The 21,932-nt window shown below is 68.5% G+C and carries 18 protein-coding genes; 7 read left to right on the top strand and 11 right to left on the bottom strand.

Annotated features, from left to right (window positions below):
* Positions 1-6: 6 nt before the first annotated feature.
* The 4 genes from ACWEOI_RS29130 to ACWEOI_RS29145 form a co-directional block, all read right to left on the bottom strand.
* Positions 7-1,023, bottom strand: coding sequence for a 3-oxoacyl-ACP synthase III family protein (locus tag ACWEOI_RS29130; protein WP_452361640.1), 1,017 nt, complete (start codon positions 1,021-1,023; stop codon positions 7-9).
* A 2-nt stretch (positions 1,024-1,025) separates the two neighbouring features.
* Positions 1,026-1,685 carry an SRPBCC family protein gene (locus ACWEOI_RS29135; protein WP_433671258.1) on the bottom strand — a complete coding sequence of 220 codons (660 nt, stop codon included), beginning with the start codon at positions 1,683-1,685 and terminating at the stop codon, positions 1,026-1,028.
* On the bottom strand, positions 1,682-3,397 hold the full coding sequence (locus ACWEOI_RS29140) for a thiamine pyrophosphate-binding protein (protein WP_452361641.1): 1,716 nt from the start codon (positions 3,395-3,397) through the stop codon (positions 1,682-1,684). The genes ACWEOI_RS29135 and ACWEOI_RS29140 overlap by 4 nt, the downstream gene beginning before the upstream one ends.
* A 234-nt stretch (positions 3,398-3,631) precedes the next feature.
* The gene (locus tag ACWEOI_RS29145) at positions 3,632-4,852 is read right to left on the bottom strand and encodes a serine hydrolase domain-containing protein (RefSeq protein ID WP_452361642.1); all 1,221 of its coding nucleotides are present in this window, start codon (positions 4,850-4,852) and stop codon (positions 3,632-3,634) included.
* Positions 4,853-5,021: 169 nt separating this feature from the next.
* Here ACWEOI_RS29145 and ACWEOI_RS29150 point away from each other — a divergent pair, with 169 nt between their 5' ends.
* The gene (locus ACWEOI_RS29150) at positions 5,022-6,260 is read left to right on the top strand and encodes an MFS transporter (protein ID WP_452361643.1); all 1,239 of its coding nucleotides are present in this window, start codon (positions 5,022-5,024) and stop codon (positions 6,258-6,260) included.
* Positions 6,257-7,459 (top strand): amidohydrolase, encoded by a 1,203-nt coding sequence (locus ACWEOI_RS29155; RefSeq protein WP_433671251.1) that lies wholly within the window; start codon positions 6,257-6,259, stop codon positions 7,457-7,459. The genes ACWEOI_RS29150 and ACWEOI_RS29155 overlap by 4 nt, the downstream gene beginning before the upstream one ends.
* 17 nt (positions 7,460-7,476) lie before the next feature.
* Here ACWEOI_RS29155 and ACWEOI_RS29160 read toward each other — a convergent pair whose 3' ends face one another.
* The 6 genes from ACWEOI_RS29160 to ACWEOI_RS29185 all read right to left on the bottom strand — a co-directional run bounded on the left by ACWEOI_RS29160 (position 7,477) and on the right by ACWEOI_RS29185 (position 13,409).
* On the bottom strand, positions 7,477-8,520 hold the full coding sequence (locus ACWEOI_RS29160; protein WP_452361644.1) for a 2Fe-2S iron-sulfur cluster-binding protein: 1,044 nt from the start codon (positions 8,518-8,520) through the stop codon (positions 7,477-7,479).
* Positions 8,517-9,407 carry an SDR family NAD(P)-dependent oxidoreductase gene (locus tag ACWEOI_RS29165; protein ID WP_452361645.1) on the bottom strand — a complete coding sequence of 297 codons (891 nt, stop codon included), beginning with the start codon at positions 9,405-9,407 and terminating at the stop codon, positions 8,517-8,519. Before ACWEOI_RS29165 ends, ACWEOI_RS29160 begins: the two co-directional genes overlap by 4 nt.
* On the bottom strand, positions 9,404-10,975 hold the full coding sequence (locus ACWEOI_RS29170) for a flavin-containing monooxygenase (protein WP_452361646.1): 1,572 nt from the start codon (positions 10,973-10,975) through the stop codon (positions 9,404-9,406). Before ACWEOI_RS29170 ends, ACWEOI_RS29165 begins: the two co-directional genes overlap by 4 nt.
* A gap of 16 nt (positions 10,976-10,991) precedes the next feature.
* Entirely contained in the window at positions 10,992-11,873 is an 882-nt protein-coding gene (locus ACWEOI_RS29175; RefSeq protein ID WP_452361647.1) for a metal-dependent hydrolase, read from the bottom strand.
* A 31-nt stretch (positions 11,874-11,904) separates the two neighbouring features.
* Positions 11,905-12,762, bottom strand: coding sequence for a metal-dependent hydrolase (locus tag ACWEOI_RS29180; protein ID WP_452361648.1), 858 nt, complete (start codon positions 12,760-12,762; stop codon positions 11,905-11,907).
* Positions 12,763-12,866: 104 nt separating this feature from the next.
* Complete coding sequence (locus ACWEOI_RS29185) at positions 12,867-13,409, bottom strand: TetR family transcriptional regulator (RefSeq protein ID WP_433671240.1); 543 nt, start codon at positions 13,407-13,409, stop codon at positions 12,867-12,869.
* A gap of 219 nt (positions 13,410-13,628) precedes the next feature.
* On the opposite strand from ACWEOI_RS29185, the gene ACWEOI_RS29190 reads away from it, so the two are divergent.
* The 3 genes from ACWEOI_RS29190 to ACWEOI_RS29200 are packed head-to-tail and all read left to right on the top strand — an operon-like array spanning position 13,629 to position 17,797.
* The gene (locus tag ACWEOI_RS29190; RefSeq protein WP_452361704.1) at positions 13,629-15,305 is read left to right on the top strand and encodes a SulP family inorganic anion transporter; all 1,677 of its coding nucleotides are present in this window, start codon (positions 13,629-13,631) and stop codon (positions 15,303-15,305) included.
* Between the two features lie 12 nt (positions 15,306-15,317).
* Positions 15,318-17,117 (top strand): alkyl/aryl-sulfatase, encoded by a 1,800-nt coding sequence (locus tag ACWEOI_RS29195; protein ID WP_452361649.1) that lies wholly within the window; start codon positions 15,318-15,320, stop codon positions 17,115-17,117.
* Positions 17,117-17,797 (top strand): hypothetical protein, encoded by a 681-nt coding sequence (locus ACWEOI_RS29200; protein WP_452361650.1) that lies wholly within the window; start codon positions 17,117-17,119, stop codon positions 17,795-17,797. The genes ACWEOI_RS29195 and ACWEOI_RS29200 overlap by 1 nt, the downstream gene beginning before the upstream one ends.
* Before the next feature lie 58 nt (positions 17,798-17,855).
* On the opposite strand, the gene ACWEOI_RS29205 is transcribed toward ACWEOI_RS29200, so the two are convergent.
* Complete coding sequence (locus tag ACWEOI_RS29205; RefSeq protein WP_452361651.1) at positions 17,856-19,145, bottom strand: cytochrome P450; 1,290 nt, start codon at positions 19,143-19,145, stop codon at positions 17,856-17,858.
* A 144-nt stretch (positions 19,146-19,289) separates the two neighbouring features.
* On the opposite strand from ACWEOI_RS29205, the gene ACWEOI_RS29210 reads away from it, so the two are divergent.
* Both ACWEOI_RS29210 and ACWEOI_RS29215 read left to right on the top strand, forming a co-directional pair.
* Complete coding sequence (locus tag ACWEOI_RS29210; RefSeq protein WP_452361652.1) at positions 19,290-20,870, top strand: GMC oxidoreductase; 1,581 nt, start codon at positions 19,290-19,292, stop codon at positions 20,868-20,870.
* A gap of 22 nt (positions 20,871-20,892) precedes the next feature.
* Positions 20,893-21,762, top strand: coding sequence for an SDR family NAD(P)-dependent oxidoreductase (locus tag ACWEOI_RS29215; RefSeq protein WP_452361653.1), 870 nt, complete (start codon positions 20,893-20,895; stop codon positions 21,760-21,762).
* Positions 21,763-21,932: the final 170 nt, after the last annotated feature.

A 21,932-nucleotide genomic window follows, 5' to 3' on the forward strand; every position in this document is an offset into this window, starting at 1 on the left:
GCCCCCTCAGCGTCCGCCCCAGCGGAGGGCGACGGCCCCCGCGAAATCGCCCGCGTGCGCGAAGCCCGCGAACATGACCAGCGATCCGGCCGGCACCCGGCCCTCGTCGACCGCGCGGTCGAAGGTGACGGGAATGCCCGCGCCGAACAGGTTTCCGCAGTCGTCGAAGGTGTCGGGATGCCGTTCCTGCGGCAGTTGCAGGGCGTCTCGCCAATTGCGCAGGAAGGCTCTGTTGGGTTGATTGGTGACCAATAAGTCCAGGTCCTGGGTGGGCACGCCGATCCGGCCGCACACGGCCGACGCGACCTCGGGGACCAGCCGGTTGCCGCGCTGCAGCACCTTGGCGATCTTGGATTCGGTGAAGCCGACGTGCATCTCGCCGCTGCCGGCCTCCCAGTAGCGGCGCGGCGGGTCGGCGATCACGGTCATCTGCCCGGCGAATTCGGGCAGGTGGCGGGTCTCGATATCGAGGATCGGCGAATCACCGGATTTCACCAGCAGTCCCGCGCCCGCGCCGTCGCCCGGAATGGCGGCCTGCGCCTTGCCGCGCACCTGCTCCTGGGTGAAGACCTGACCGGCCACGTTCTGGATGGTGACCACCAGCGCCGAGCGGGCGTCCGAGGACAGCAGGATCTGTCGGGCCAGCTTCATGCCGTATACGAACGACGCGCAGCCGCCGTTGTGCAGATCGATCAGCCACTCCGGCGCGATGCCGAGCCGCGCCGCAACCTCCCCGCCGCTGCCGACGATGCCGATATCGGGCAGCTGGGTGTGCACGATCAGAATGTCGATGCCGCGCAACACGTCCCGGCCGTGCCGTTCCAGGATCGGGGCGACCGCGCGCTCGGCCATATCGGCGGGGGTCTCGCCCGCCGCGACGTGGCGGCGGAACTTGGGGGCCTTGAACATGAGGTTCGAGGTGACCTCGTCCGGGTCGGCGTACTGGGCGAAATAGTCGGCGGAGACGATGGTCTCGGGCAGATACCCGGCGACGTCGAGCAGGCTCACGGTGTCGGCGCTCATGATCAGTCCATCCATTCCGGCTTGATCGGCTGCCCGGCGGCATGCCGGTGTTCGCAGATCGCTTTGAGATTGCGCAGTTCCAGCAGGTGCCCGGCGGCGAAGAGGTGCCAGAAGTCGCCGACCCACACCGGGCGGCCCTCGGGCGCGGACTCGGGGTAGGCGTTGTCCTCGTAGAAGGGGTGGTGGCAATTGGTCCAGGTGACGACCGAACCCGGCTTGTTCAGCACCACCCGCGCGTCCACCACGCGCATCAGATAGACCATCCACAGGTGGTCGGCCTGGTCCCAGGCGCAGTGGTAGTCGACGGTGCGGGCCTCGGGGTTGGCGACGGTGCGGGTGAAGATGCGGGTGTGCGAGCCGATGCGGTCGTCGGACACCCACACCTCGGGATCGGCGGTGCGCTCGAAACCGCGCATGCTGTACGTCCATTCGCACAGGCTGCGGGTGTCGGCCAGGTAGGCGTACACCTCGTCCGGCGGCGCGGCCACGTATTCGGTGACGGTGCAGTACTGGCCGTAGATCTCGTCGTGCGGATACACGGCGCGGGTCATGTCCAGGACCAGCGGCATGCCCTCCTTGAGGGCCGTGGTCTCGATGCGGTACACGCCCGGCACGTCCAGCTCCGGGACTTCGATCGGCTCGTCGGCGACGGTCTCGGTCATGCGAAAGACTCCTTCAGGAACGGTGCGAAAGGTGGGATCTCGTCCGGGTCACACTGCAGTTCGATGAACGCGGGTCCCGGTATTGCCCGCGACTTGTCCAGGGCCTGCTCGAATTCGGGGAGGGTGCGCGCGGTCCAGGCCGGGAGCTCCGGGAACAGGGCGGCGACGCCCGCGCCGATCTCCGACGTGCGGAATCTGTTGAAGCTGTACTCGCCGGAGTAGAAGACCTGCTCGCGGGTCACGCACATGGCGTGGGCATTGTTGTTGAACACGATGAAAGTGACCGGCGCCTGGTACTCGACCGCGGTGTGCACCTCGTGGCCGTGCATGAAATACGCTCCGTCCCCGGCGATCACCACAGTGCGGCGGCCCCGGCCCAGCGCGCAGCCGATCCCGGCGCCGAACGCATAGCCCATGCCGCCCATGCCCAGCGCGATGAGAAACCGTCCGCCCTCCGGGATTCCGAGGTGGTGCACGACGGCCGCGCCGGTGTTCCCGGCGTCGGCGACCACATCGGTGCCGGGATCCAGTGCCGCTTCGATGGCCGCCACGGCGGGGCGGTACCGGACGCCGGGTCCGGACGCGGGCGGCACGGGTAACTCGGGTAGAGGCAGGCGATCGGGTTGTGCGCCAGCGGATCCCGGCACGAGGTGCGCGCCCTCGGGCCCGTGGATCGAGTTCGCGACACCGCGCAGCGCGGCGACCAGCGGACCACGCGCCTCGGCGTGCACCGGGACGAAAGGCTGCTCGATGCCCAGGTATACGACCCGTGGACAGACGGCGAGGGCGGCGTCCAGTCCGGCGCGGGCGGTGAGCGAGAGCGGGGCTCCCACCAGCAGACAGAGTTCCGCCTCGGACACCAGGCGGGCGGCGTTCGGATGACCCATCACGCCGACCACACCGGCGAAGCGGGGATCCGCGTTCGAGTACGCGTCCTTCGCGTCCGGGGTGACCAGGACCGTCGCTTCGAGGGCCCGCACCACGGTCGCCAGTTCGGCACGCGCGTCGGCCGCGGCGACCTCGGGTCCGGCGATGACTACCGCGGAACTCCCCTGCGGCAGTGATGCCAGCAGGTCCACGACGTCATCGGGCAGCGGCGCTCGATCATCGGATTGCGCTGCGGCAGTGTCGCTTCCCCGATCCTGCGGTTCGGCAGTCACCTCGTCGCCCTCGACGAGCGGAGTCGCCTGAACGTCCTTGGGCAGCAGCAGGACAGCCGGGCCACCGGCCAGCGCCGCGGCGATCGCCCGGTCGAGCTCCAGCAAGATGTCCTGCGGTCGCCGAACTTTCACGCAGTAGCGGGCGACCTGGGCGAAGAGCTGCTCGGCGTCGATGCGGCCGGGAACCCCACTGGTGTCCTGGAAGGCGCCCCGGCCCTCCAGCCCCAGCGGTGGCTGACCCACCAGAGCCAGGACCGGGACCCGCGAGTCGAACGATTCCGCCAGGGCCGCAAGCAGGTTCATGGCCCCGCCGCCGGAGGTCGCCACCACGACACCGAGCCGGTTGGTGGCGCGGGCGTACCCGTCGGCCATGGTGGCCGCGCCGAACTCGTGTTTGGCGATGACGCCGGTGAGTTCCGGATGCCGGTGCAGGGCGTCGTAGACGTCCTCGATATTGGCCCCGCCGACGCCGAAGACGTGGTCGGCGTGGATCGCGAGCCGTTCGACGATGAGGTCGGCGACGGTTCGGGCCGCGTGTTCGCTCTGGGTCACGATCCCCCGTTCGTATTGCCTTGTCCGCGATACATCGCACACAAGGTATCCGGCCGGAACGAACTCGATCAATGTGTCTCAGGTCACACACTTGCCCGAAAGATGCTGCTGTACAGGCGTTTTGGCCATGCGAAGGCCCCACCAGGGATGTCCCGGCGGGGCCCCGGTCCGGGCACAGGGGGAAATCCGGACCGCATCTGGACGGCTACCGGCTCGGAGGCCGGTTCATCCGGATCAACGATCGGCGGTCCGCCGCGGTTCAGTGCGCGTGCCCGTTCGGCGTGTCGAGGAGTCGAACACCGCGCGGGCCAGGCGTAGGCAGCGCCGGTCGCCATTGAGGGTCAGGCCCAGCCGATTGGGGACGTAGGCGAAGGAGAGTCCGGTCGCCGGATCGGCGAAACCGAGCGAACCACCCAGACCGGGCGTGCCGTAAGCGCGGTGGTCGGGAGAGCCGAAGGGGAAGGCGGGACACGACTTCCGGAAGCCGAGGTGGAATCGGGTCGGGGTGCGCAGCACCGCGTCCGACGCGGGCACCGGACCCGGGTCCGCGATGCGGGCCCGCACCTCCGGCGCGATCGGAAGTTCGCCGGTCAGGCCCGCGGCGTAGATGCGGGCCAGGCCGCGCGCCGAGCCGACGCCATTGCTGCCGGGCAGCTCGACCGACATGACCTCGGGGCGCACGAAATCCTCGGGCATCCCCAGTTCCGGCACCGACAGGGCGCGGAAGAGCTGACCGCGGCGCAGTAGTGCCGGAATCGCCTGATTCCAGGGCAGGTTCCGCTCGTGCCGCAGATCCAGGCCGGTGGTGCGGGTCAGGTGGGCGATCCGGTCGCCGCCCAGGTCCGCGTCCAGGCCGAGGGTGAAATCGACGTCCAGCGGACCGGAGATCTCCTCGGCGAGGAACGTCCGGATGCTGCGCCCGGCCGGGTCCGCGCGACGCACCAGTTCATTGAGATACAGCCCGATGCTGACCGGGTGATAGCCCTGCCGCGTGCCCGGCGTCCACCCGGGACGCTGGGCCGCCAGCACCGCGGCCACGCCGTCCAGATCGTGCAGGTCGTCGAGGGTCATCCGGGTGTCGCGCAGGATGTGCAGGCCCACCTGATGATCGATGAGCTGGCGGACGGTCACCTCGTCCTTGCCGTGGGCCGCGAATTCCGGCCAGTACCGCGCCACGGGCTCGTCGTAGTCCAGCTGTCCCCGCGAGGCGAGCATGGCCAGGATCAGCGCCGCGACGCCTTTCGTGCACGAGAAGACGGGCGCGATGGTGTCGCGCTCCCACGGGAGTCCGCGCACCGGGTCGCGCGAGCCGCCCCACAGGTCCACCACGGGAGTGTCGCCGTCGAAGACCGCGACCGCCGCGCCGATCTCGCCGTGCCGGAAATTGCGCCGGAAGGCGTCGGCGACCCGGCCGTAGCCCTCGGCCACGTACCCGTGCGTCATCGTCTCGCTCATCGTCGGCGAGCCTACGGGGACCGGCTTCGGGGCCGGTAGCGGCATCGGCGGGTCAGCCGCCGGGCCGGTCGCGGGGCCCGGTTCTTATGGCAATATCGGGCAAATCGCCCCTATTCTCGGATTCGGGGGCCACTGTGGCATGCAGCCACTCCCGTTGTGAAGGGGCCTGATGCCGCGCACCACACGGATAACCGTCATGCTGCTGTTCGCGGCCTGGGTTGTCGACTACATCGATCGGACCGTGATCAATTTCGCGTTGCCGGCGATCGGTGCGGACCTGGGGCTGGACCACACGCAGCAGGGGTTGTTGGTGTCGGTGTTCTTCGTCGCGTACGCGATCATCCAGGTGCCCGGGGGTCTGCTCGCGGATCGGTACGGGGCCTTGCGGGTGGGGATCATCGGATTGACCGCTTGGTCGATCTTCACCGGGTTGACCGCGCTCGCCTGGTCGTTCAGCGTGCTGCTCGCCATTCGCTTCCTGTTCGGTCTGGTGCAGGGCGTGTTCCCGGCGGCGGCCATCAAGGCGCTCGCCGAACGCAGCCATCCCGATCAGCGCACCACGGCCGCCGGCTGGACCAACTCCTCCAACGCGGCGGGCCTGCTGCTGGCGGCGGTGATCGCGGGCGTACTGCTGCCCACGGTGGGCTGGCGGGTGATGTTCGCGGTCATCTCGGTGCTCGGGGTGGCGGTCATCCTGGCCTGGCGGCGGTGGATGCCGGAACCGCTGACCCAGGACGAGATTCCGGTCGCGCCCGCCGTCACCGCGACCGAACGCCGCTCGGTGCTGTTCTCCCCCGCGCTGCTCGGCTTCGCGGTCATGTTCTTCGGCTACGACGTGCTGGTGTGGGGTGTGACCGCGTGGACGCCGACCTTCCTGGAAGAGCAGCGCGGAATCTCCATGGCGGGCATCGCTTTCGCGGCGGTGCCGACCACGCTGGCCGCGGCGGCCGGGGTGGTGCTGGGGGCGCGGCTCTCGGATCGGCTCGGCGGACGGCCGCGGGTGATCGTGGTGCCCGCCATGGCGTTCACCGCCGCCATGCTGTTCGCGCTGCCGCGGGCGGAATCGTTCCCGCTGTTCGTGGTGCTCGGCGTGCTGATGAGCCTGGTCGCGGGGCTGGCGTACATGCCGGCGTTCTCGGTGCCGCTGCGGGCGCTGCCCAGCGTCTACATCGGCGCGGCCACCGGCGTGATCATCTTCGGCGGGCAGCTGGCGGGCGTGGCGAGCCCGCTCGCCTTCGGGGTCATCACCGATCATGTTTCGTACACAACGGCTTTCGAATCCATGGCCATCGGGCCGCTGCTGGCACTGCTGGCGGCGCTGGTGGTTCCGCAAACCGCCGACGCGTTCCGGACGATGGTGTCCCGGCGCGCCGCGGCGGCCGTCCCGTCGAAGGAGCGTCTCCCATGATCGAGCACTGGCAGCAGGTCTACCGGCATCTGCACGCCCACCCCGAGCTGTCGGGTGAGGAGCGGGCCACGGCGCGACTGGTGGCCGACGAGCTGCGCGCGCTGCCCGGCTGGGAGGTGACCGAGAACGTCGGCGGCACCGGCGTCGTCGGGGTGCTGCACAGCGGGCCCGGACCGGTGGTGTGGCTGCGCGCGGACATGGACGGTCTGCCGGTGCAGGAGGAGACCGGCCTCGACTACGCCTCCACCGTGCCCGGGGTGATGCATGCCTGCGGCCACGACGTGCATGTGACCGCTCTGCTGGGCGCGTGCGCGGAACTGTCCGCGAATCCGTTGCCCGGCACCGTGGTCGCGCTGTTCCAGCCCGCCGAGGAGACCGGCGCGGGTGCGCAGGGCATGCTCAACGACGGTCTGCTGGACCGGTTTCCGAAGCCGCGCATCGTGCTCGGCCAGCATGTCGGCCCGCTCCCCGCGGGCCTGATCCTGAGCCGCCCGGGCACCCTGATGGCCGCCTCGGATTCGGTGCGCATCACCTTCCTCGGCAAGGGCGGTCACGCCTCCCAGCCGCACACCGCCATCGACCCGCTGCTCATGGCGGCCACCTTCGTGGTGCGCATGCAGGCGCTGACCGCACGCCAGACCGCCACCGCCGCAACCCCGGTCCTCACCGCCGGGGCGCTGCACGCGGGCACCCGCCCCAATATCATCGCCGACAGCTCCGAGGTCCTGCTCAGCCTGCGTACCTTCACCGACGGTTCCCGCGCCCGCCTGATCGAGGGCATCCAGCGCCTCGCCGAGGCCGAGGCCGCCGCCGCGGGCGCGCCCCAGGAACCGAAAGTCGAGTTCTACGACCACTTCCCGGTCACCGAGAACACCCCCGGCGACACCGAACGCGTGCTGGCCGCCCTCACCGCCGCCGACCTCCCCGTCATGCCCATGCAGAACCCCATCACCGGCAGCGAGGATTTCGGCGCCTTCGGCACCGCCGCCCAGGTCCCCTCCGTCTTCTGGCACATCGGCGGCATGGACCCCGCCCGCTTCACCCAGGACGACCTCCACTACATGCTCACCGAATCCGCCCTCCCACCCCACTACCCCTCCAACCACTCTCCCCACTTCGCCCCCGACCCCGCCCAAGCCCTCCCCGCCGCCATCACCACCATGCTGACGGCGGCCCGCGCCGAACTCACCCGCCCGTAACGGGTACCGCGGCCGGTCTACTCGTCGAAGGAGATGTGGAGGTCGTCGGATTCGGGGAGGGTTTGGCAGGCGAGGGTTTGGCCCTGGGCCAGTTCCTCCTCGATGAGGGATTCGTTCTGGAGCATGCGGGTGCGGCCTTGTCTGACGGTGCAGACGCAGGTGGCGCAGGCGGATTCGCGGCAGACGTAGGGGGCGTCTATGCCGTGGGCGAGGAGGACGTCGAGGAGTTTCTCGGTGCGAGGCCAAGGGAGGGTGTGGGATTCGCCGTCGATGTCGACTCGGACGGTGGCGGCCGTCGGGTCGGCGGATTGTGGGGTGGTCGTGAGTGGCGTGTGGTGTTCGAAGGGGTTGTCGGTCAGGGAGCGGTAGTCCTCGCGGTGGATGACTCGGTCGGGGATGCGGAGTTGCCCCAGGCCCTGACGGACCGTCGCGGCGAATCCGGCTGGGCCGCAGAGGTATACGTCGTGGCGACGGTAGGGGCGGGCCCAGTTCGCGAGGGCGCGGGGGGTCGGGAGGCCGCGGTCGGATTCGAGCCAGTGGGTGACCGTGAGGCGGCGCGGGTGGCGGCGGGTCAGGTCCTGTAACCGGGAGCCGAAGATGACGGAGCCGCGGTCGCGGTTGGCGTACAGGAGCACGACGTCGCCGCGGCCCAGGGCGAGGGCGGATTTCAGGATGGAGATGATCGGGGTGATGCCGCTGCCGGCGGCGCAGAGCAGGAGGTCGTGGGTCCAGGCGCGGGGGACGAAGGCGCCGGCGGGTTCGAGGACGGTGAGGATGTCCCCGGGAGAGACGTTGTCGCACAGCCAGTTCGAGGCGTAGCCGCTCGGCGTGCGTTTGACGGTGACGGTGGGCCGCTCGTCGCAGTGGGGGCTGCTGGACAGGGAGTAGCAGCGGGCCACGGACCCGGTGCGGTCACTGGGGACGCGCAGGGTCAAGTACTGGCCGGGGGAATAGGCGAAGCGGGGGGTGAGGTCGGTGGGGATATCGAAGATCAGCGAGACCGCGTCGGCGGTCTCGCTGATGACTTCACGCACCTTCAGCTGGTGGGCGCGAGCGGTCACGGCGCTCTCCTGCCGAAGACCAGCTCACCGGCCGCCTGGATGCGGTCCATCGACAGCGCCTGGGTCATGCGACGATTCACGCCCGGCGCCAACCGCAGCATGAAGTAGCCCAGCCACGCCTCGGTGCGGACCGGGACCACCGCCAGGTCGTAGCGGATCGAACGGACCACGGCGCGCGCCACCAGATCGGGACTCATCGGCGAGAACGGCAGGCGTTCGGCCAGCTCCTGGATCTGTGCGGTGAGCTGCTGTCCGCGTTCCACCAGCCGTGGATCCACCCCCACCGCGGTGGCATGCCGGGCGATATCGGTGTTGATCACGCCCGGGCAGATCGCGCTCACCCCCACGCCTTTCGGCGCGAACTCCAGCCGCAGGCATTCGGTGAGCATCTTGACCCCGGCCTTGGACACCGAGTACGCCGACATGACCGGCGTCGGCGTGAACGCGGCCGCGGAGGCGATGTTCACGATGTGCCCGCGCTTGCCCTCGTCGATCATGAGCCGCCCGAACGACCGGCAGCCGTGCACCACCCCGAGCAGGTTCACGTCCAGCTGCAGTTCCCAGTCGTCGGGTTCCAGATCCAGGAACGCCCCGCTGACCAGGATTCCGGCATTGTTGACCAGCACGTCCGGCACCCCGTGATCGGCGTGCACGTCCCGGGCGAAGGCCGCCCACGCGTGCGGATCGGTCACATCGAGCTGGGCGGCGATCGCCCGCCGACCCTCGGCCTGGATCAGCGCCACCGTCGAGAGCGCCGCGTCCTTGTCGATATCGGAGACGATCACCTGGGATCCCATGCGCGCGAACCGCAGTGCCGTCGCCCGCCCGATCCCGCTGCCCGCGCCGGTGACCACCACCAGCTTCGGATCGATGGCATTGAGTTTCACGAGACCTCCTCCGAGAGCGCGACCGTCTCGGCCGCGACCGGCGCACCCACCGTGTAGCGGTAGACGTCCAGATCGAAATGCCGGTTCTGCCAGTACATCTCGCCGTGCGTGGACGGCCGGAACGGCGAATCGCCGTGATTGTCGAGGTAGTAGGTGTTGGAGCCCTCGCACACCGGCGTGAACAGGAAGTTCTTCCGCTGCCTCCGCAGGCACTGCCGGAAGTACTCGTCGTGCACCTCCTGCCGGATCTCGACCTCGGTGGTGCCGCGCGCCTTGGACTCGGCGATGACCCGCGCCAGATGCGCCGAGGTGGCCTCGATCATCCAGATGTAGGAACCCAGCACGAACCCGTACGGCCCGGTGATGGTGAACGAGTTCGGGTATCCGGGCACCGAAACACCCTGGTAGGACTGGTACCGGTGCTCGTCCCAGAACTTCTCGAGATCCTGCCCGCCACGCCCGCGCACCGGGAACGGCGGAATCGAGCCCTTCTCCCACAGCTTGAAGCCGGTGGCGCAGACGAGCACGTCGACCTCGTGCTCGGTGCCGTCCACGGTGACCACCCCACGCTCGGTGATCCGTGCGATGGAGTCGGTGACCAGGCTGACGTCGGGCCGGTTGAAGGTCCGCAGGTAGTCATTGGACATGGACGGCCGCTTGCAGCCCAATCCGTAACGCGGCGTGAGCTTTTCCCGCAGGTCCGCATCGTGGACCTGGGACCGCATCCAGCGCCGGATCGGCGCCTCGGCGGCCCGGCGCACGGTCGAGGTCAGCCAGGCCGGTCCGGCCACCATGCCGCTCATGGCGACCTCGGTGCCGAGATTTCCGGCCAGCCGCAAGGCGGTGCGAATCCGGGTATTGCCCAACACCATCCGCCCGAACGGTCCGACCTCGGCGTCGTTCTTCGGGAACACCCAGATGGGCGTCCGCTGGAACACGGTCAGATGCTCGGTCTCGTCCACGATCGCCGGAATCAGTTGCAGCGCGGTGGCTCCGGTGCCGATGACCGCCACCCGCTTCCCTGCCAGGGAGACATCGTGATCCCACAGCGCCGTGTGCACCAGCGTCCCGCCGAAGTCGTCGAGTCCGGGAATGTCGGGCATCTTGGGCCGTTCCAGCCCGCCGATGGCCAGCACGATGTAGCGCGCGGTGAGCTGCTCACCGCCATCGGTGTGCAAGCGCCACAAGCTGTTCCGGTCGTCGAAGTCGGCCGCCATGATGGTGGTGTTCAGCCGCAGCTTCTCCCGCAGCCCGTACTTGTCGACCACGCCTTCGGCGTAGTCCCGCAGCTCGGTGCCGGGCGCGAAGATCCGCGACCAGTCCCCGCGCTGCTCGTAGGAGAAGCTGTAGATGAACGACGGAATATCCACCGCCACACCGGGATAGGTATTGGCGTGCCAGGTGCCGCCGACCCGATCCCATTTATCCACGATCACGAAATCGTGGATTCCCCTCCGTTGCAGTGCGATCCCGCTGCCGATGCCCCCGAATCCGGCGCCGACCACGATGACCTCGTGGTCGGGCCGGACGGCGGACGGCGCACCCGTGCCACCGCGCTGTGTTGCCATGTCGGTCTCCTCCGGCTCAGCCGATGCGGTCGGACAGTTCGCCGTCCGCGCCGAAAAGCTCTCGCTGCCACTGCGCGAGCAGCGCGTCGGTGTCGATGTCGTCGGGATGGAAGCCCGGCCGCATATAGGGCCGCATCTCCTTCAGCAGGCCCTTCACGATGGGCCCGCGCGCCAGCCGCACCGTCTGCCGCGCCACCTGCCACGGCCGCCAGCTGCGCGGATCGCTGAGGATCGAGGCGAGCACACCGAGCGACACCACCGGGATGGTGAACACGTACATCCCCGCCATCACCCCGATCCGCACGACCTCGGTCCCGCCGGTGGCCCGGAAGACGTCGAACGCCACGGACTTGTGCTCGAGTTCCTCGAAGGCGTGCCAGTTCAGCAGATGCCACACCTCCGGATCCCCCGGAATGTCTTGGATCTCCTGGCTGCTCAGAATCCGTTTGGCCAGTGTGGCCGTGTAATGCTCGGCCGCGGCCGTGAACGCCAGATGCACCTCCGGCGGCACCGCGTTCTCGATCGCCATCACCCCGCGTTCGCGCAGCGCGCCCGGCGTGAAGGTGAACAGCCGCACGATCGGGAAGCCGTTCTCGACCAGCTGCTCGTTCAACCGCCGATGCTGCTGTCCGTGCACCGCTTCCTGTCCGATGAACCCGGCCACCCGCTTCTTGAGCACCGGATCGGTGACCTGCCCGGAGAATTTGCGCACCGAGCGGATGAACGATTCCTCGCCCGGCGGGAACGCGCCGGAGAGCACCGCGATCAGATGCGTCAAGGGGATGTCGCCCCGGACGAATTGGTGCGCCATCGGCTCGGGGTCGCCGAACCGGAAACGCATGCGCCGCACCTTCGGGTAGGGCATGAGGGACGTGGAGTCCTGCCGACCGATCGTCATTGGCCGGTCCTTTCTGGCAATGGAGTTGTGACTACTTCAGGTGGTCGACGAGCTGGCCGCCGTCGCCGAAAAGCTCTGACTGCCACCGGGACAGCAGGGCGGAGGTGTCGATGTCGTCTGGGTTGAAGCCGGGGCGCAGATACTTGCCCAGCTCCGGCATGAGCCGATGGAAGACCGGACCGGTGAACAGCCGATACGCCTCGCGCGCCACGCGGATCGGCTGCTGCCGCGCGACCGGATCGCGCCCGACGGCCAGCGCCAGCGTCACATAGGTCAGCGGCAGCGTGAGCGAGTACATGGCGAGCATGACCGCGATGCGGGTGCGCTCGCTGCCGCCGACCGCACGGAAGACGTCGAAGGCCACCGACTTGTGCTCGAGTTCTTCCAGCGCATGCCAATTCAGCAGATTCCAGACTTCCGGATCGCCGGGAATCGCCTGGATCTCATCGCTGGACAGGATGCGCTGCGCCAGCACCGCCGTGTAGTGCTCGGCCGCCGCCGTCATGGCCAGGTGCACCTCGGGCGACACCCGCTCCTCGATCCACCGCATGCGCTCGACCGCCCGTGGCGAGTCCAGCCAGGCGATGGGATAGCCCAGCTCGACCAGCTTTTCGTTGAGTTTGCGGTGCTCGAGGCCGTGCATGGCCTCCTGTCCGACGAAGCCGGTCACCCGCTTCTTCAGCACCGGATCGGTGACCCGGTCGGCCACCCGGCGAACCGAGCGGATGAAGGACTCCTCCCCCGCCGGGAAGCCGCCGGACATGCCGGCCACGAAATGGCTGTAGACCATGTCGTTCTCGATGAAGTACTTGTCGCTGGAAGCGCGATCGAATCGGAATCTGATGCGGCGGGCCCGGGGATAGGTCTGCGCCGGAAGGGTATTCGCCATCTGGACCATCCTTGGTGCGACACGAAGTACCTAGTACCGCGTGTTCGATATACCAAGTGTAGAACTGTCCCAGACAGTAGACAAGGGCCCGTCCGGGCCCGGTTTCAGCGAATGAAGCGCTCCACCATCCGCCGCTCGCTCGCGGCATCGGCCAGCGGCCAGGTCAGCAGCGAGAGCACGATGCGCACAATCCATTGCACCGCTTCGTCATCCGGCGCCACGCCGGTGAGCAGGGTCGCGATCCGCCCGAGTTCCGGCGAGCTGGCGAACGCGCCGTCACTGCCGCCCGCCCGGGTGCCGGCGAATCCCTTGGCCAGCACCGGATCCGAGCGCACCGCCGCCACCGAGGCCAGGATCGCCTCGACGATCCGGCGCGAACCCTCGTAGCGCCGCACGGTCGCGGCCACCCGCTCGGCGACCCCCACCGCCGACTTGGCCATGACCGCGTCGAACAGTGCCGCCTTGCCGGGGAAGTGCCGATAGAGCGTTGCCCGCGAACAGCCGACGGCCCCCGCGACATCATCCATGCCCACCCGGTCGAAGCCCCGCGTCTGGAACAGTTCCGAGGCGACCACGACGATCCGATCCGAGGCGACCGATCGCCGCACCCCACCCGTCAGCCAGTCCACGCGCTGCTCGGCCACCATGCCCACTCCTCACCGGTGAAGATCAGGTCTCATCCTGAGATGTACGTCCGGATTCGTCCAGGGGTCAATCTGAGCAACAGACCGGTATCAATTTGCCGGAAGTTCGCCCGGTCTATGTAAGGCTGTTTCCGAACGCGGTGCGCCGCGTTCTACTTGATCTGGGTTCAAGCTTGTCGACGGCTGATCGGGCAGCAAGGAGACACACGCGTGGGCGCAAGCGTGACACGTATTCGGCAACGCATTGGCAAACCAACAACCAAAGATGTCACCGCCGGTATGGCAACCGGTCTGTTCAGCATCCCCGAGGGGATGGCCTACGCCTCCATCGCCGGATTCAATCCGGTGGCCGGACTCTACGCGGGCGTGGTGCCACCCATCCTGGGCTCGCTGACCGCCTCCACCGTCCTCATGGTCACCACCCTGACCAGCGCCATCGCCCTCACCGGCCAATCCGCCATCGCCACCGCCGGACTCGATCCGCACGACGCGGGCAATCTGGCCGCGCTGACCCTGCTGGTCGGCGTGGTCATGGTGCTCATGGGCGTGCTGCGCCTGGGCGTGGTCATGAGCTTCGTGTCCAACGCCGTCATGGTCGGCTTCTCCACCGGCATCGCCCTGCAGATCATGACCGGCGTGTTCAAGGACGCGACCGGCTACAAGCCGCCCGGGCACAACAAGCTTGTGCAGGTATGGAATTGGCTCACCGGCATCGGGCACTGGCAGTCCTCGGCCACCTGGGTCGCCGTCGGCACCATCCTGGTCTGGGCGGTCGCCCGGCTGATACCCAGGATCGAGGCCCTCGCGCTGCTGGTCGCCATGGTGGTGGTCAGCGTGGTCGTCGCGATCCTGGGCACCGACGTCGAACTCGTCTCCGACATCGCGAGCATCCCCGGCGCGCTGCCCGGGCTGTCGCTACCGAACTGGGACGCCGTGCCGCACTTGGCCGCCGGCGCGCTGTCGGTGGCGCTGGTCGCGCTGGCCCAGGCCGCCAGTGTCGCGCCGTCCATGCCCAACCCGGACGGCAGCCGCTCGAGCGTCAACGCCGACTTCACCGCCCAGGGCATCGCCAATCTGGGCGGCGGCCTGTTCTCCTCGCTGCCGTCGGGCGGCTCGCTGTCCCGGACCGGCGTCGCGGCCGGGGTCGGAGCCCGAACCCGCTGGGCCGGCATCATTTCCGGCGTCTTCCTGGCGCTGGTGGTGGTCGTCTGCGGCAGCCTGGCCGAGCGCATCCCGATGCCGGTCATCGGCGGGCTCATCCTGGTCGTCGGCGGCGAGCTGATCTGGGGCAAGGTCAAGGACATCAAGCTGGTGGCCCGCACCTCGAAGCTGTCCACCGCCGCCATGATCGCCACCTTCGCCGCCACCACCCAGCTGCCATTGCAGCAGGCCATCGTGATCGGCGCGATGCTGTCGCTGCTGCTGTACTGCGTGCAGGCGGCGGGCCAGATCCAACTGGTCGGACTGACCCGCGACGAGGCGGGCAAATGGTTCACCGCGCCGGTGCCGCAAGCCCTTCCGCCCGGCGAGGTCACCGTCCTCGACTACCGCGGCAGCAGCTTCTTCGCCGAACTCCCCCGCCTCGAAGCCGCCCTGCCGGACGTCTCCGGGGCGCGCAACGCGGTCCTGGTGCTGGTCCTGCGCGCCATGCCCGACATCCCCTCCTCCGCCATCCTGCGCTTGCTCGAACGCTACAACCGCGAATTGCACAGCGCCGGAGGGCGACTCGTGCTCGCGGGCGTACAACCCGAGCTCGCGCAGGTCCTGAAACACACCGGGCTCACCGACGAGCTCGGCGTCGACGGCATCGTCGAATCCGAGCCCGAGGTCTTCGGGCCGGTCGCGAAAGCCGTCGACCTCGGAAACACCTGGATCGAAAGCCGGAAGTCCCAACAGTGAGGTGGCAGCACGATGACAGCAGCACCCGTTGACCGCACCGATTTCGAGAACGCCGAGCGGGGCTTCATCGCCCGGCTCGAACCCGGCCTGATCCCCGGCAGGAACGGCGGCGTCGCCTACGACGCGGACTCTTTCGACTTCCTGAAGGCGCAGGGCGCGGACACCGTCCTGCCGAGCCTGTGGCGGCAGTCCCAGCTCACCGCCATCCACGGCCTGTACGAGGTGTGCGAGGGCGTCTATCAGGTTCGAGGACTGGATATCTCGAACATGACCCTGATCGAATCCGACAACGGCGTCATCGTGGTCGACCCGCTGGTCAGCGCGGAGACCGCGGCCGCCTCCCTGAAGCTGTACCGCGACAACCGCGGCGAGCGCACGGTGACCGCGGTGATCTACACCCACCCGCACGCCGACCACTTCGGCGGCGTGCTCGGCGTGGTCGACCAGGACACCACCGTGCCGATCATCGCGCCCGAGCACTTCATGGAACACGCCATCTCCGAGAACGTGTACGCGGGCACCGCCATGCTGCGCCGCGGCATGTACTACGCCGGCGCGAATCTCCCCCGCGGCCCGAAGGGTCTGGTCGGCATGGGGCTCGGACCGGTTGCTTCGGCGGGTGAATTCGGCCTGCTGGCACCGACTCTCGACATCACCGCGACGGGGCAGGAAGAGGTGGTCGACGGGGTCCGGTTCATCTTCCAGATGACGCCGGGCACCGAGGCCCCCGCCGAGATGAACTTCCTGCTCCCGGACCGCAACGCGCTGTGCATGGCCGAGAACGCCTGCCACACCCTGCACAACATCCTCACCCTGCGCGGCGCGCAGGTGCGTGACGCCCGCATGTGGTCGCGCTACATCGCCGAGGCGATGGAGATGTTCGTCGACCGCGCCGATGTCGTGTTCGCCTCGCATCACTGGCCGACCTGGGGACGCGAGAACATCGAGAAGTTCCTGACCGAGCAGCGCGACACCTACGCCTACCTGCACGACCAGACGCTGCGGCGGATGAACCAGGGCGAGATCGGCACCGAGATCGCCGAGGACTTCCCGCTCGCACCGGAACTGGCCGCGCAGTGGAACAACCGGGGCTACTACGGGTCCATCAGTCATGACGTCAAAGCCGTCTACCAGCGGTATGTCGGCTGGTACGACGCCAACCCGGCGCACCTGTGGCAGCACCCGCCGCAGGAGCAGGCGACCCGCTACGTGCGACTGCTGGGCGGCGTCGACGCGACCGTGGCCAAGGTGAACGAGTTCGCGGACCAGGGCGATCTGCGCTTCGCGGCCGAACTCGGCAGCCACGCGGTCTTCGCCGATCCCTCCCACGCCGGAGCCAAGGAAGCGCTGGCGGCGGTGTACGACCGAATGGGGTACGGCTCCGAGAACGCCACCTGGCGCAACTGTTTCCTCACCGGCGCACAGGAACTCCGCCAGGGTGTCGATGCCACCAAGATGGAGGCGAGCCAGGCCGTGGCCCTGGCGATGAGCGTCACCCAACTCTTCGACACCCTGTCCCTGAACATCGTCGGGTCCAAGGCGTGGGACGAAAAGTTCAGCATCGCCTGGCATTTCACCGACCGCCGTGAGGACTACCGGATGGAGCTCAGCCACGGCGCGCTCATCCACCACCCGGCCACCCGCAAACGCGACGCCGATCTCGACATCACGCTCACCAAAATGGGCCTGCTGCAACTGATGGCCACCGGCAAGTTCGACGGCCTCGAGACCAAGGGCGACACCGGGGTCTGGCAGCGGCTCACCGGCCTGCTCGACAAGTCGGACCCGAACTTCGCGATCGTCACGCCGTGATGAGCGCCGATCCGACAGCACAGGCGGAGCGGCCGCCGAGCCGCTTGGCCTCGATCGAGACCATGGGCCTGACCGGCATCGTGTTCGCGGTGCTCGCCGCGATCGCGATCGAGTTGCTGCGTGAGATGCCCGGCTGGGGCGCCGATCACGCGGTCGTGCAGCAGTGGTTCTCGCAGTCCGGCAATCGCACCCGGATGACGGTGGTCGTGCTGATCATGCTGGTGGCCTCGGTGGCGCTGCTGTGGTTCATCGGCACCATCCGCCGTCGCCTCGGCGCCGGTGAGGATCAGCTGTTCGCCACCGTGTTCCTCGGGAGCGGGCTGCTGCTGATCGCCACCCTGCTCATCTCGATCAGCGCCTTCGCGGTACCGGCCACCCTGGCCGACCAGGTGAGCCCGGACGCGGCGGCGGACGCGTACCCGGTCAGCCACGGACTGGGCATGATCCTGGTGACCGTCATCGCGCCCCGGCTCGGGGCGGTCCTGATGCTCTCGCTGGCCAATCTCGCCCGCATCACCGGCGCGTTCCCGCGCTGGCTGACGCTGTTGTCCACGGCGGCAGCGGTTTTCATGCTGATCGCGGTCACCACCTCGATCCACATCGCGTGGATCCTGCCCGCCTGGGCGCTGGTGGTCGGCGTGTTCATCATGTCGCGCCGAAAGCAATTGGCCGCGGTCTGATCAGCGGGACGACACATTCGGACAGCCGGTCCTCGGAGTCGAGGACCGGCTGTCCGGGTCAGGTCGCTCTCACACCCAGCTCGACGGGCATGGAGCGGTAGGCGTGCAGATTGCGCAGGGGATGCGGGATCGGTGGGCCGTCCAGGCGCAGACGCGGGTAGCGATCGAAGAGGGCGGGCAGCGCTATGCTGCCTTCCAGCCGGGCGAGCCGGGATCCCAGACACCCGTGGATCCCGCTGCCGAACGCAAGATGTTCCGCGGCATTGTCCCTGGTCACATCGAATCGATGCGGGTCGGGGAAGACCACTGGGTCATGGTTGGCCCCGGCCAGCGACAGCAGGACGAGGGAACCCCCCGGTATCCGCTGATGATCGACGTCCACGTCATGGTTCGCGACCCGGCCGGTCATCCGGACCGGACCGTCGTAGCGCAGGATCTCCTCGACCGCGTTGCGCCACCGCCACGGCTCGGCGATCAGCAGCTCCAGCTGCTCGGGATGGCTTGCGAGCAGGGCGATTCCATTGCCGAGCATGTTCACGGTGGTCAGGAAGCCGGCGTCCAGCAGCAGGGCCGCATTGGACACCTGCTCGCGGCGGGTGAGGGCGTCATCGGCCGCCAGCATGCCGAGCACGTCGTCGCGCGGTTCGTCGTCGAGTCCGTCGAACTGCCGGTCGAAGTACTCTTTGACCTCCGCCAGGTCCTCGACGGCGTCGCGGTAGGTGGACCAGGCGACCCCGCGCTCGAGCAGCGGCGCGCCGGAGTCGCCCCACTTCAGCAGGGTCGAATGCATCTCGGCGGGCAGCCCGAGCATTTCGGCGATGATGGTGACGGGCATCCGCGCGGAGAAATCGCCGATCAGATCGGGCCGCGGCTTGGATTCCAGGTGATCGATCAGATCGTCGGCCACTTCGGCGATGCGCTGCTCCAGGGTCGCGATCGCCTTCGGTCCGAAGGCCTGCCCGACGACGCGTCGATATCGCGTGTGATCCGGCGGATCGGTCACCAGCATCGAGGGCGGTTCGCCGAGGTTCGGAAGCCCCAGATCCGTTTTCGCCAGCAGCCAGCGGACCGGCTTGGGCAGGCTCGGATGATTGGGCGAGACCACACCGAAGCTCCGGTCTCGGAGAATCGTCCGGCACACCTCGTAATCGGTGGTGATGTACACACCCGACATCTTGGGAATCGAGCCCAGCCGCCGGATCTCCTCGATGTACGGCGATGAGCCGAGCAGGCCGTCCGGTCCGCGGGCCAGCTTGCCGAGTGGTTCACCTCGACGCGCCGACCACCGGCCGAAGGCCCGCAGGAAGCCGTGCATGAGCAGCCATCGAGTCCATGTGCGAGTCAACATCAATCACCTCACCGCCCCGTGACCTGTGCCTTTATGATAGTGATTCGCTATGAGATTGCCAGGGGCGTTGGGATGACGGACGGATCGGGCGAGCGGACCACCATGGACAGGCGCCGTTTCCTCGCGGGCGTAGGGTCGGCCGCGATGTTGCTGGGCCTCGCGGGACCGGGCGCGGCCAGGTCCGTCGCGCGGGCGGACATCGCCGGCCAGAGCCCGAATACGCCGATCTACCGCGCGCTGGTCCCGGAGATCTTCGCCCCCCTGCCGGACCCGCCCGATCACGTCCCCGCGATCGTCGTCGGATCAGGATTCGGGGCCGCGGTCACCGCACTTCGCCTGGCCCAGGCCGGGATCGACGTCGCGCTGCTCGAGCGCGGATCACGGTGGCTTAACGATCCGTGGCGCCCCATCTTCGCCGTGGACACGATCCCGGACGGACGCGGCTTCTGGCATCGGACCACCTTCACCGGGGCGAACCGGATCCCGCTGGCGGTCGATTCGTTCGGCGGAGTCCTCGACGTCGGCAACTACCCGGGCATCGACGTGTGGCGGGCGGCATGCGTCGGCGGCGGCTCGGTGGTGTTCACCGGGGTGATGATCGAGCCGGAAGAGCGGTTCTTCGAGCAGGTTTTCCGCGGCGTGGTCGACTACCGCGAGATGCACGACGTCTACTACCCCAGGGTTCGAGAGATGTTGCGGCCCAGCACGATACCGGACGACATCTACCGCTCCCCCGCGTTCGCGCACTCCCGCGCCTGGGACGCGCAGGTCCGCGCGGCCGGATACGCCCCGCAGCCCATCGACGGCACCTGGCGGTGGGACGTGATTCGCGACGAGCTGGCCGGGCGCTCGCTGCCGTCGGCGACGGTGGGCTGTTCCGACCTCGGCAACTCCAACGGCGCGAAATTCGATCTGAACCAGAACTACCTGCGCTGGGCCGAGGACACCGGCCGCGCCCGGATCTACCCGGGTCATCGCGTGGACGCCATCGCCGCGGAACCCGGCCGCCATGCCGTCACCGTAACCAAGCTGGCCCCGACCGGTGAAGTCCTCCGCACCCGCACGTTGACCTGCGACATGCTGTTCCTGGCCGCCGGCTCGGTCGGCACCTCCGAACTCCTGGTGCGGGCGCGGGACACCGGCGCGCTGCCCGACCTGAACGAGCACATCGGGGAGGGCTGGGGTAGCAATGGCGATGTCGCCCTGGCTCGGCCGCTCACCACGTTCGAAGTGGGCACCCAGGGCACGCCTTCCGCGAGCCGGATCCTGGACGAGGCGGGCGCGCCCGTCTCGCTGGAGAGCTGGTTCATTCCCGGCACCACGCCCTTCGACACCGGCGTGGTCGGATCACTGGGGATGGTGCTCGACGACACCCGCGGCCGGTTCGTCCACGCGGACGACGGGCGCGTGGACCTGCTGTGGCCACCCGACGGCGCCGCCGGGTATCTCGCCCGGGCCCGCGAGGTCAACGACACCATCAGCTGCCACTGCGAGCTCATCCAACGACCCGACCTGGACGCGAACGCCTCGATCACCGCGCACCCACTGGGCGGCGCGGTGATCGGACGCGCGACAGACGAATACGGCCGGGTGCGTGGATACCGGAACCTGTATGTGATGGATGGGGCGGCTGTGCCCGGCAGCACCGGAACGGTCAATCCCTCACTGACGATCGCCGCGCTGGCGGAGCGCAATATCGAGCGGATCATCGGTTCCGGGGGATAGCGCCGAGGGATACAGTCGATTGGTGGACGAGACTCCGGTCCCACACCGCCGGCGCTCACGCACCGAGCGCGTGGCGATCCGGCTGCTGTACCCGACATTCCGGCCCGCCCAGGAGTCGCTGCGGACAGCTGTCACCGGCACGGTCGTGCTGGTGACAGGGGCCTCGCACGGCATCGGCAAGGCCAGTGCGCGAAAGCTGGCCGCGGCGGGCGCGGAAGTGCTGCTCGTGGCGCGTTCACAGCCCGAACTGGAACAGCTGGCCACCGAGATCACGGCCGCGGGCGGCATTGCCCACGCCTACCCGACCGACCTGACCGACATGGAGGCCGTGGGCCGGCTCGGTGAGAAGCTCCTGGCCGAGCACGGGCACATCGATGTGGTGATCAGCAACGCGGGCAAGTCGATTCGGCGCCCGATCGCCGAGTCCTACGACCGCTTCCACGATTTCACCCGCACCATCGACATCAACTACCTCGGCCCGGTGCGGCTGCTGCTGACCCTGCTGCCCGCCATGCGCGCCCGCGGGCAGGGACACATCGTGAACGTCTCCACCTGGGGTGTGCTCATGCCGCCGAGTCCGCGCTGGTCGGCCTACGGCGCCTCGAAAACGGCCTTCGACGTCTGGCTGCGCAGCGTCGCCGCGGAGATCGCGGCCGACGGCGTCACCATCACCTCGGTCTACATGCCGCTGGTCCACACCAGGATGAGCGCCCCCACCGACTTCCACCGGATCCCCGCTCTGACCGTCGACGAGGCCTCCGATCTCATCGCGCACGCCGTCACCGCCAGACCCGGCGAGGTGGCGCCCTGGTGGGCGGTCCGAGTCCAGGCTTGGTCCGCCGTCCACCGCTACCAGGTCCGGCGCTTCATGGAGCATCGGCTCCAACGATGAATGAAGAGAAATGGATTCGGTGGTCCGATCGAAGACCAAATGTCGCCGAATCGTTGCCATCGACCGAATCTACGCCTTTCGCGCCAGAACCGATCGCACGGTTGGTTCGTATACAGCTATGACCGCTGGGCATATACTGGCGGCGGTCGGGGTTTTGCAGTAGATAATGC

Source organism: Nocardia sp. NPDC004340, assembly GCF_053602575.1.

Excerpts from the sequence above, each read along its gene's own strand:
- ACWEOI_RS29205 (WP_452361651.1), bottom strand. The coding sequence starts at position 19,145 with ATGTTGACTCGCACATGGACTCGATGGCTGCTCATGCACGGCTTCCTG.
- ACWEOI_RS29155 (WP_433671251.1), top strand. The coding sequence starts at position 6,257 with ATGATCGAGCACTGGCAGCAGGTCTACCGGCATCTGCACGCCCACCCC.
- ACWEOI_RS29150 (WP_452361643.1), top strand. The coding sequence starts at position 5,022 with ATGCCGCGCACCACACGGATAACCGTCATGCTGCTGTTCGCGGCCTGG.
- ACWEOI_RS29175 (WP_452361647.1), bottom strand. The coding sequence starts at position 11,873 with ATGACGATCGGTCGGCAGGACTCCACGTCCCTCATGCCCTACCCGAAG.
- ACWEOI_RS29185 (WP_433671240.1), bottom strand. The coding sequence starts at position 13,409 with ATGGTGGCCGAGCAGCGCGTGGACTGGCTGACGGGTGGGGTGCGGCGA.
- ACWEOI_RS29195 (WP_452361649.1), top strand. The coding sequence starts at position 15,318 with ATGACAGCAGCACCCGTTGACCGCACCGATTTCGAGAACGCCGAGCGG.
- ACWEOI_RS29170 (WP_452361646.1), bottom strand. The coding sequence starts at position 10,975 with ATGGCAACACAGCGCGGTGGCACGGGTGCGCCGTCCGCCGTCCGGCCC.
- ACWEOI_RS29145 (WP_452361642.1), bottom strand. The coding sequence starts at position 4,852 with ATGAGCGAGACGATGACGCACGGGTACGTGGCCGAGGGCTACGGCCGG.
- ACWEOI_RS29180 (WP_452361648.1), bottom strand. The coding sequence starts at position 12,762 with ATGGCGAATACCCTTCCGGCGCAGACCTATCCCCGGGCCCGCCGCATC.
- ACWEOI_RS29130 (WP_452361640.1), bottom strand. The coding sequence starts at position 1,023 with ATGAGCGCCGACACCGTGAGCCTGCTCGACGTCGCCGGGTATCTGCCC.
- ACWEOI_RS29135 (WP_433671258.1), bottom strand. The coding sequence starts at position 1,685 with ATGACCGAGACCGTCGCCGACGAGCCGATCGAAGTCCCGGAGCTGGAC.
- ACWEOI_RS29200 (WP_452361650.1), top strand. The coding sequence starts at position 17,117 with ATGAGCGCCGATCCGACAGCACAGGCGGAGCGGCCGCCGAGCCGCTTG.
- ACWEOI_RS29210 (WP_452361652.1), top strand. The coding sequence starts at position 19,290 with ATGTTGCTGGGCCTCGCGGGACCGGGCGCGGCCAGGTCCGTCGCGCGG.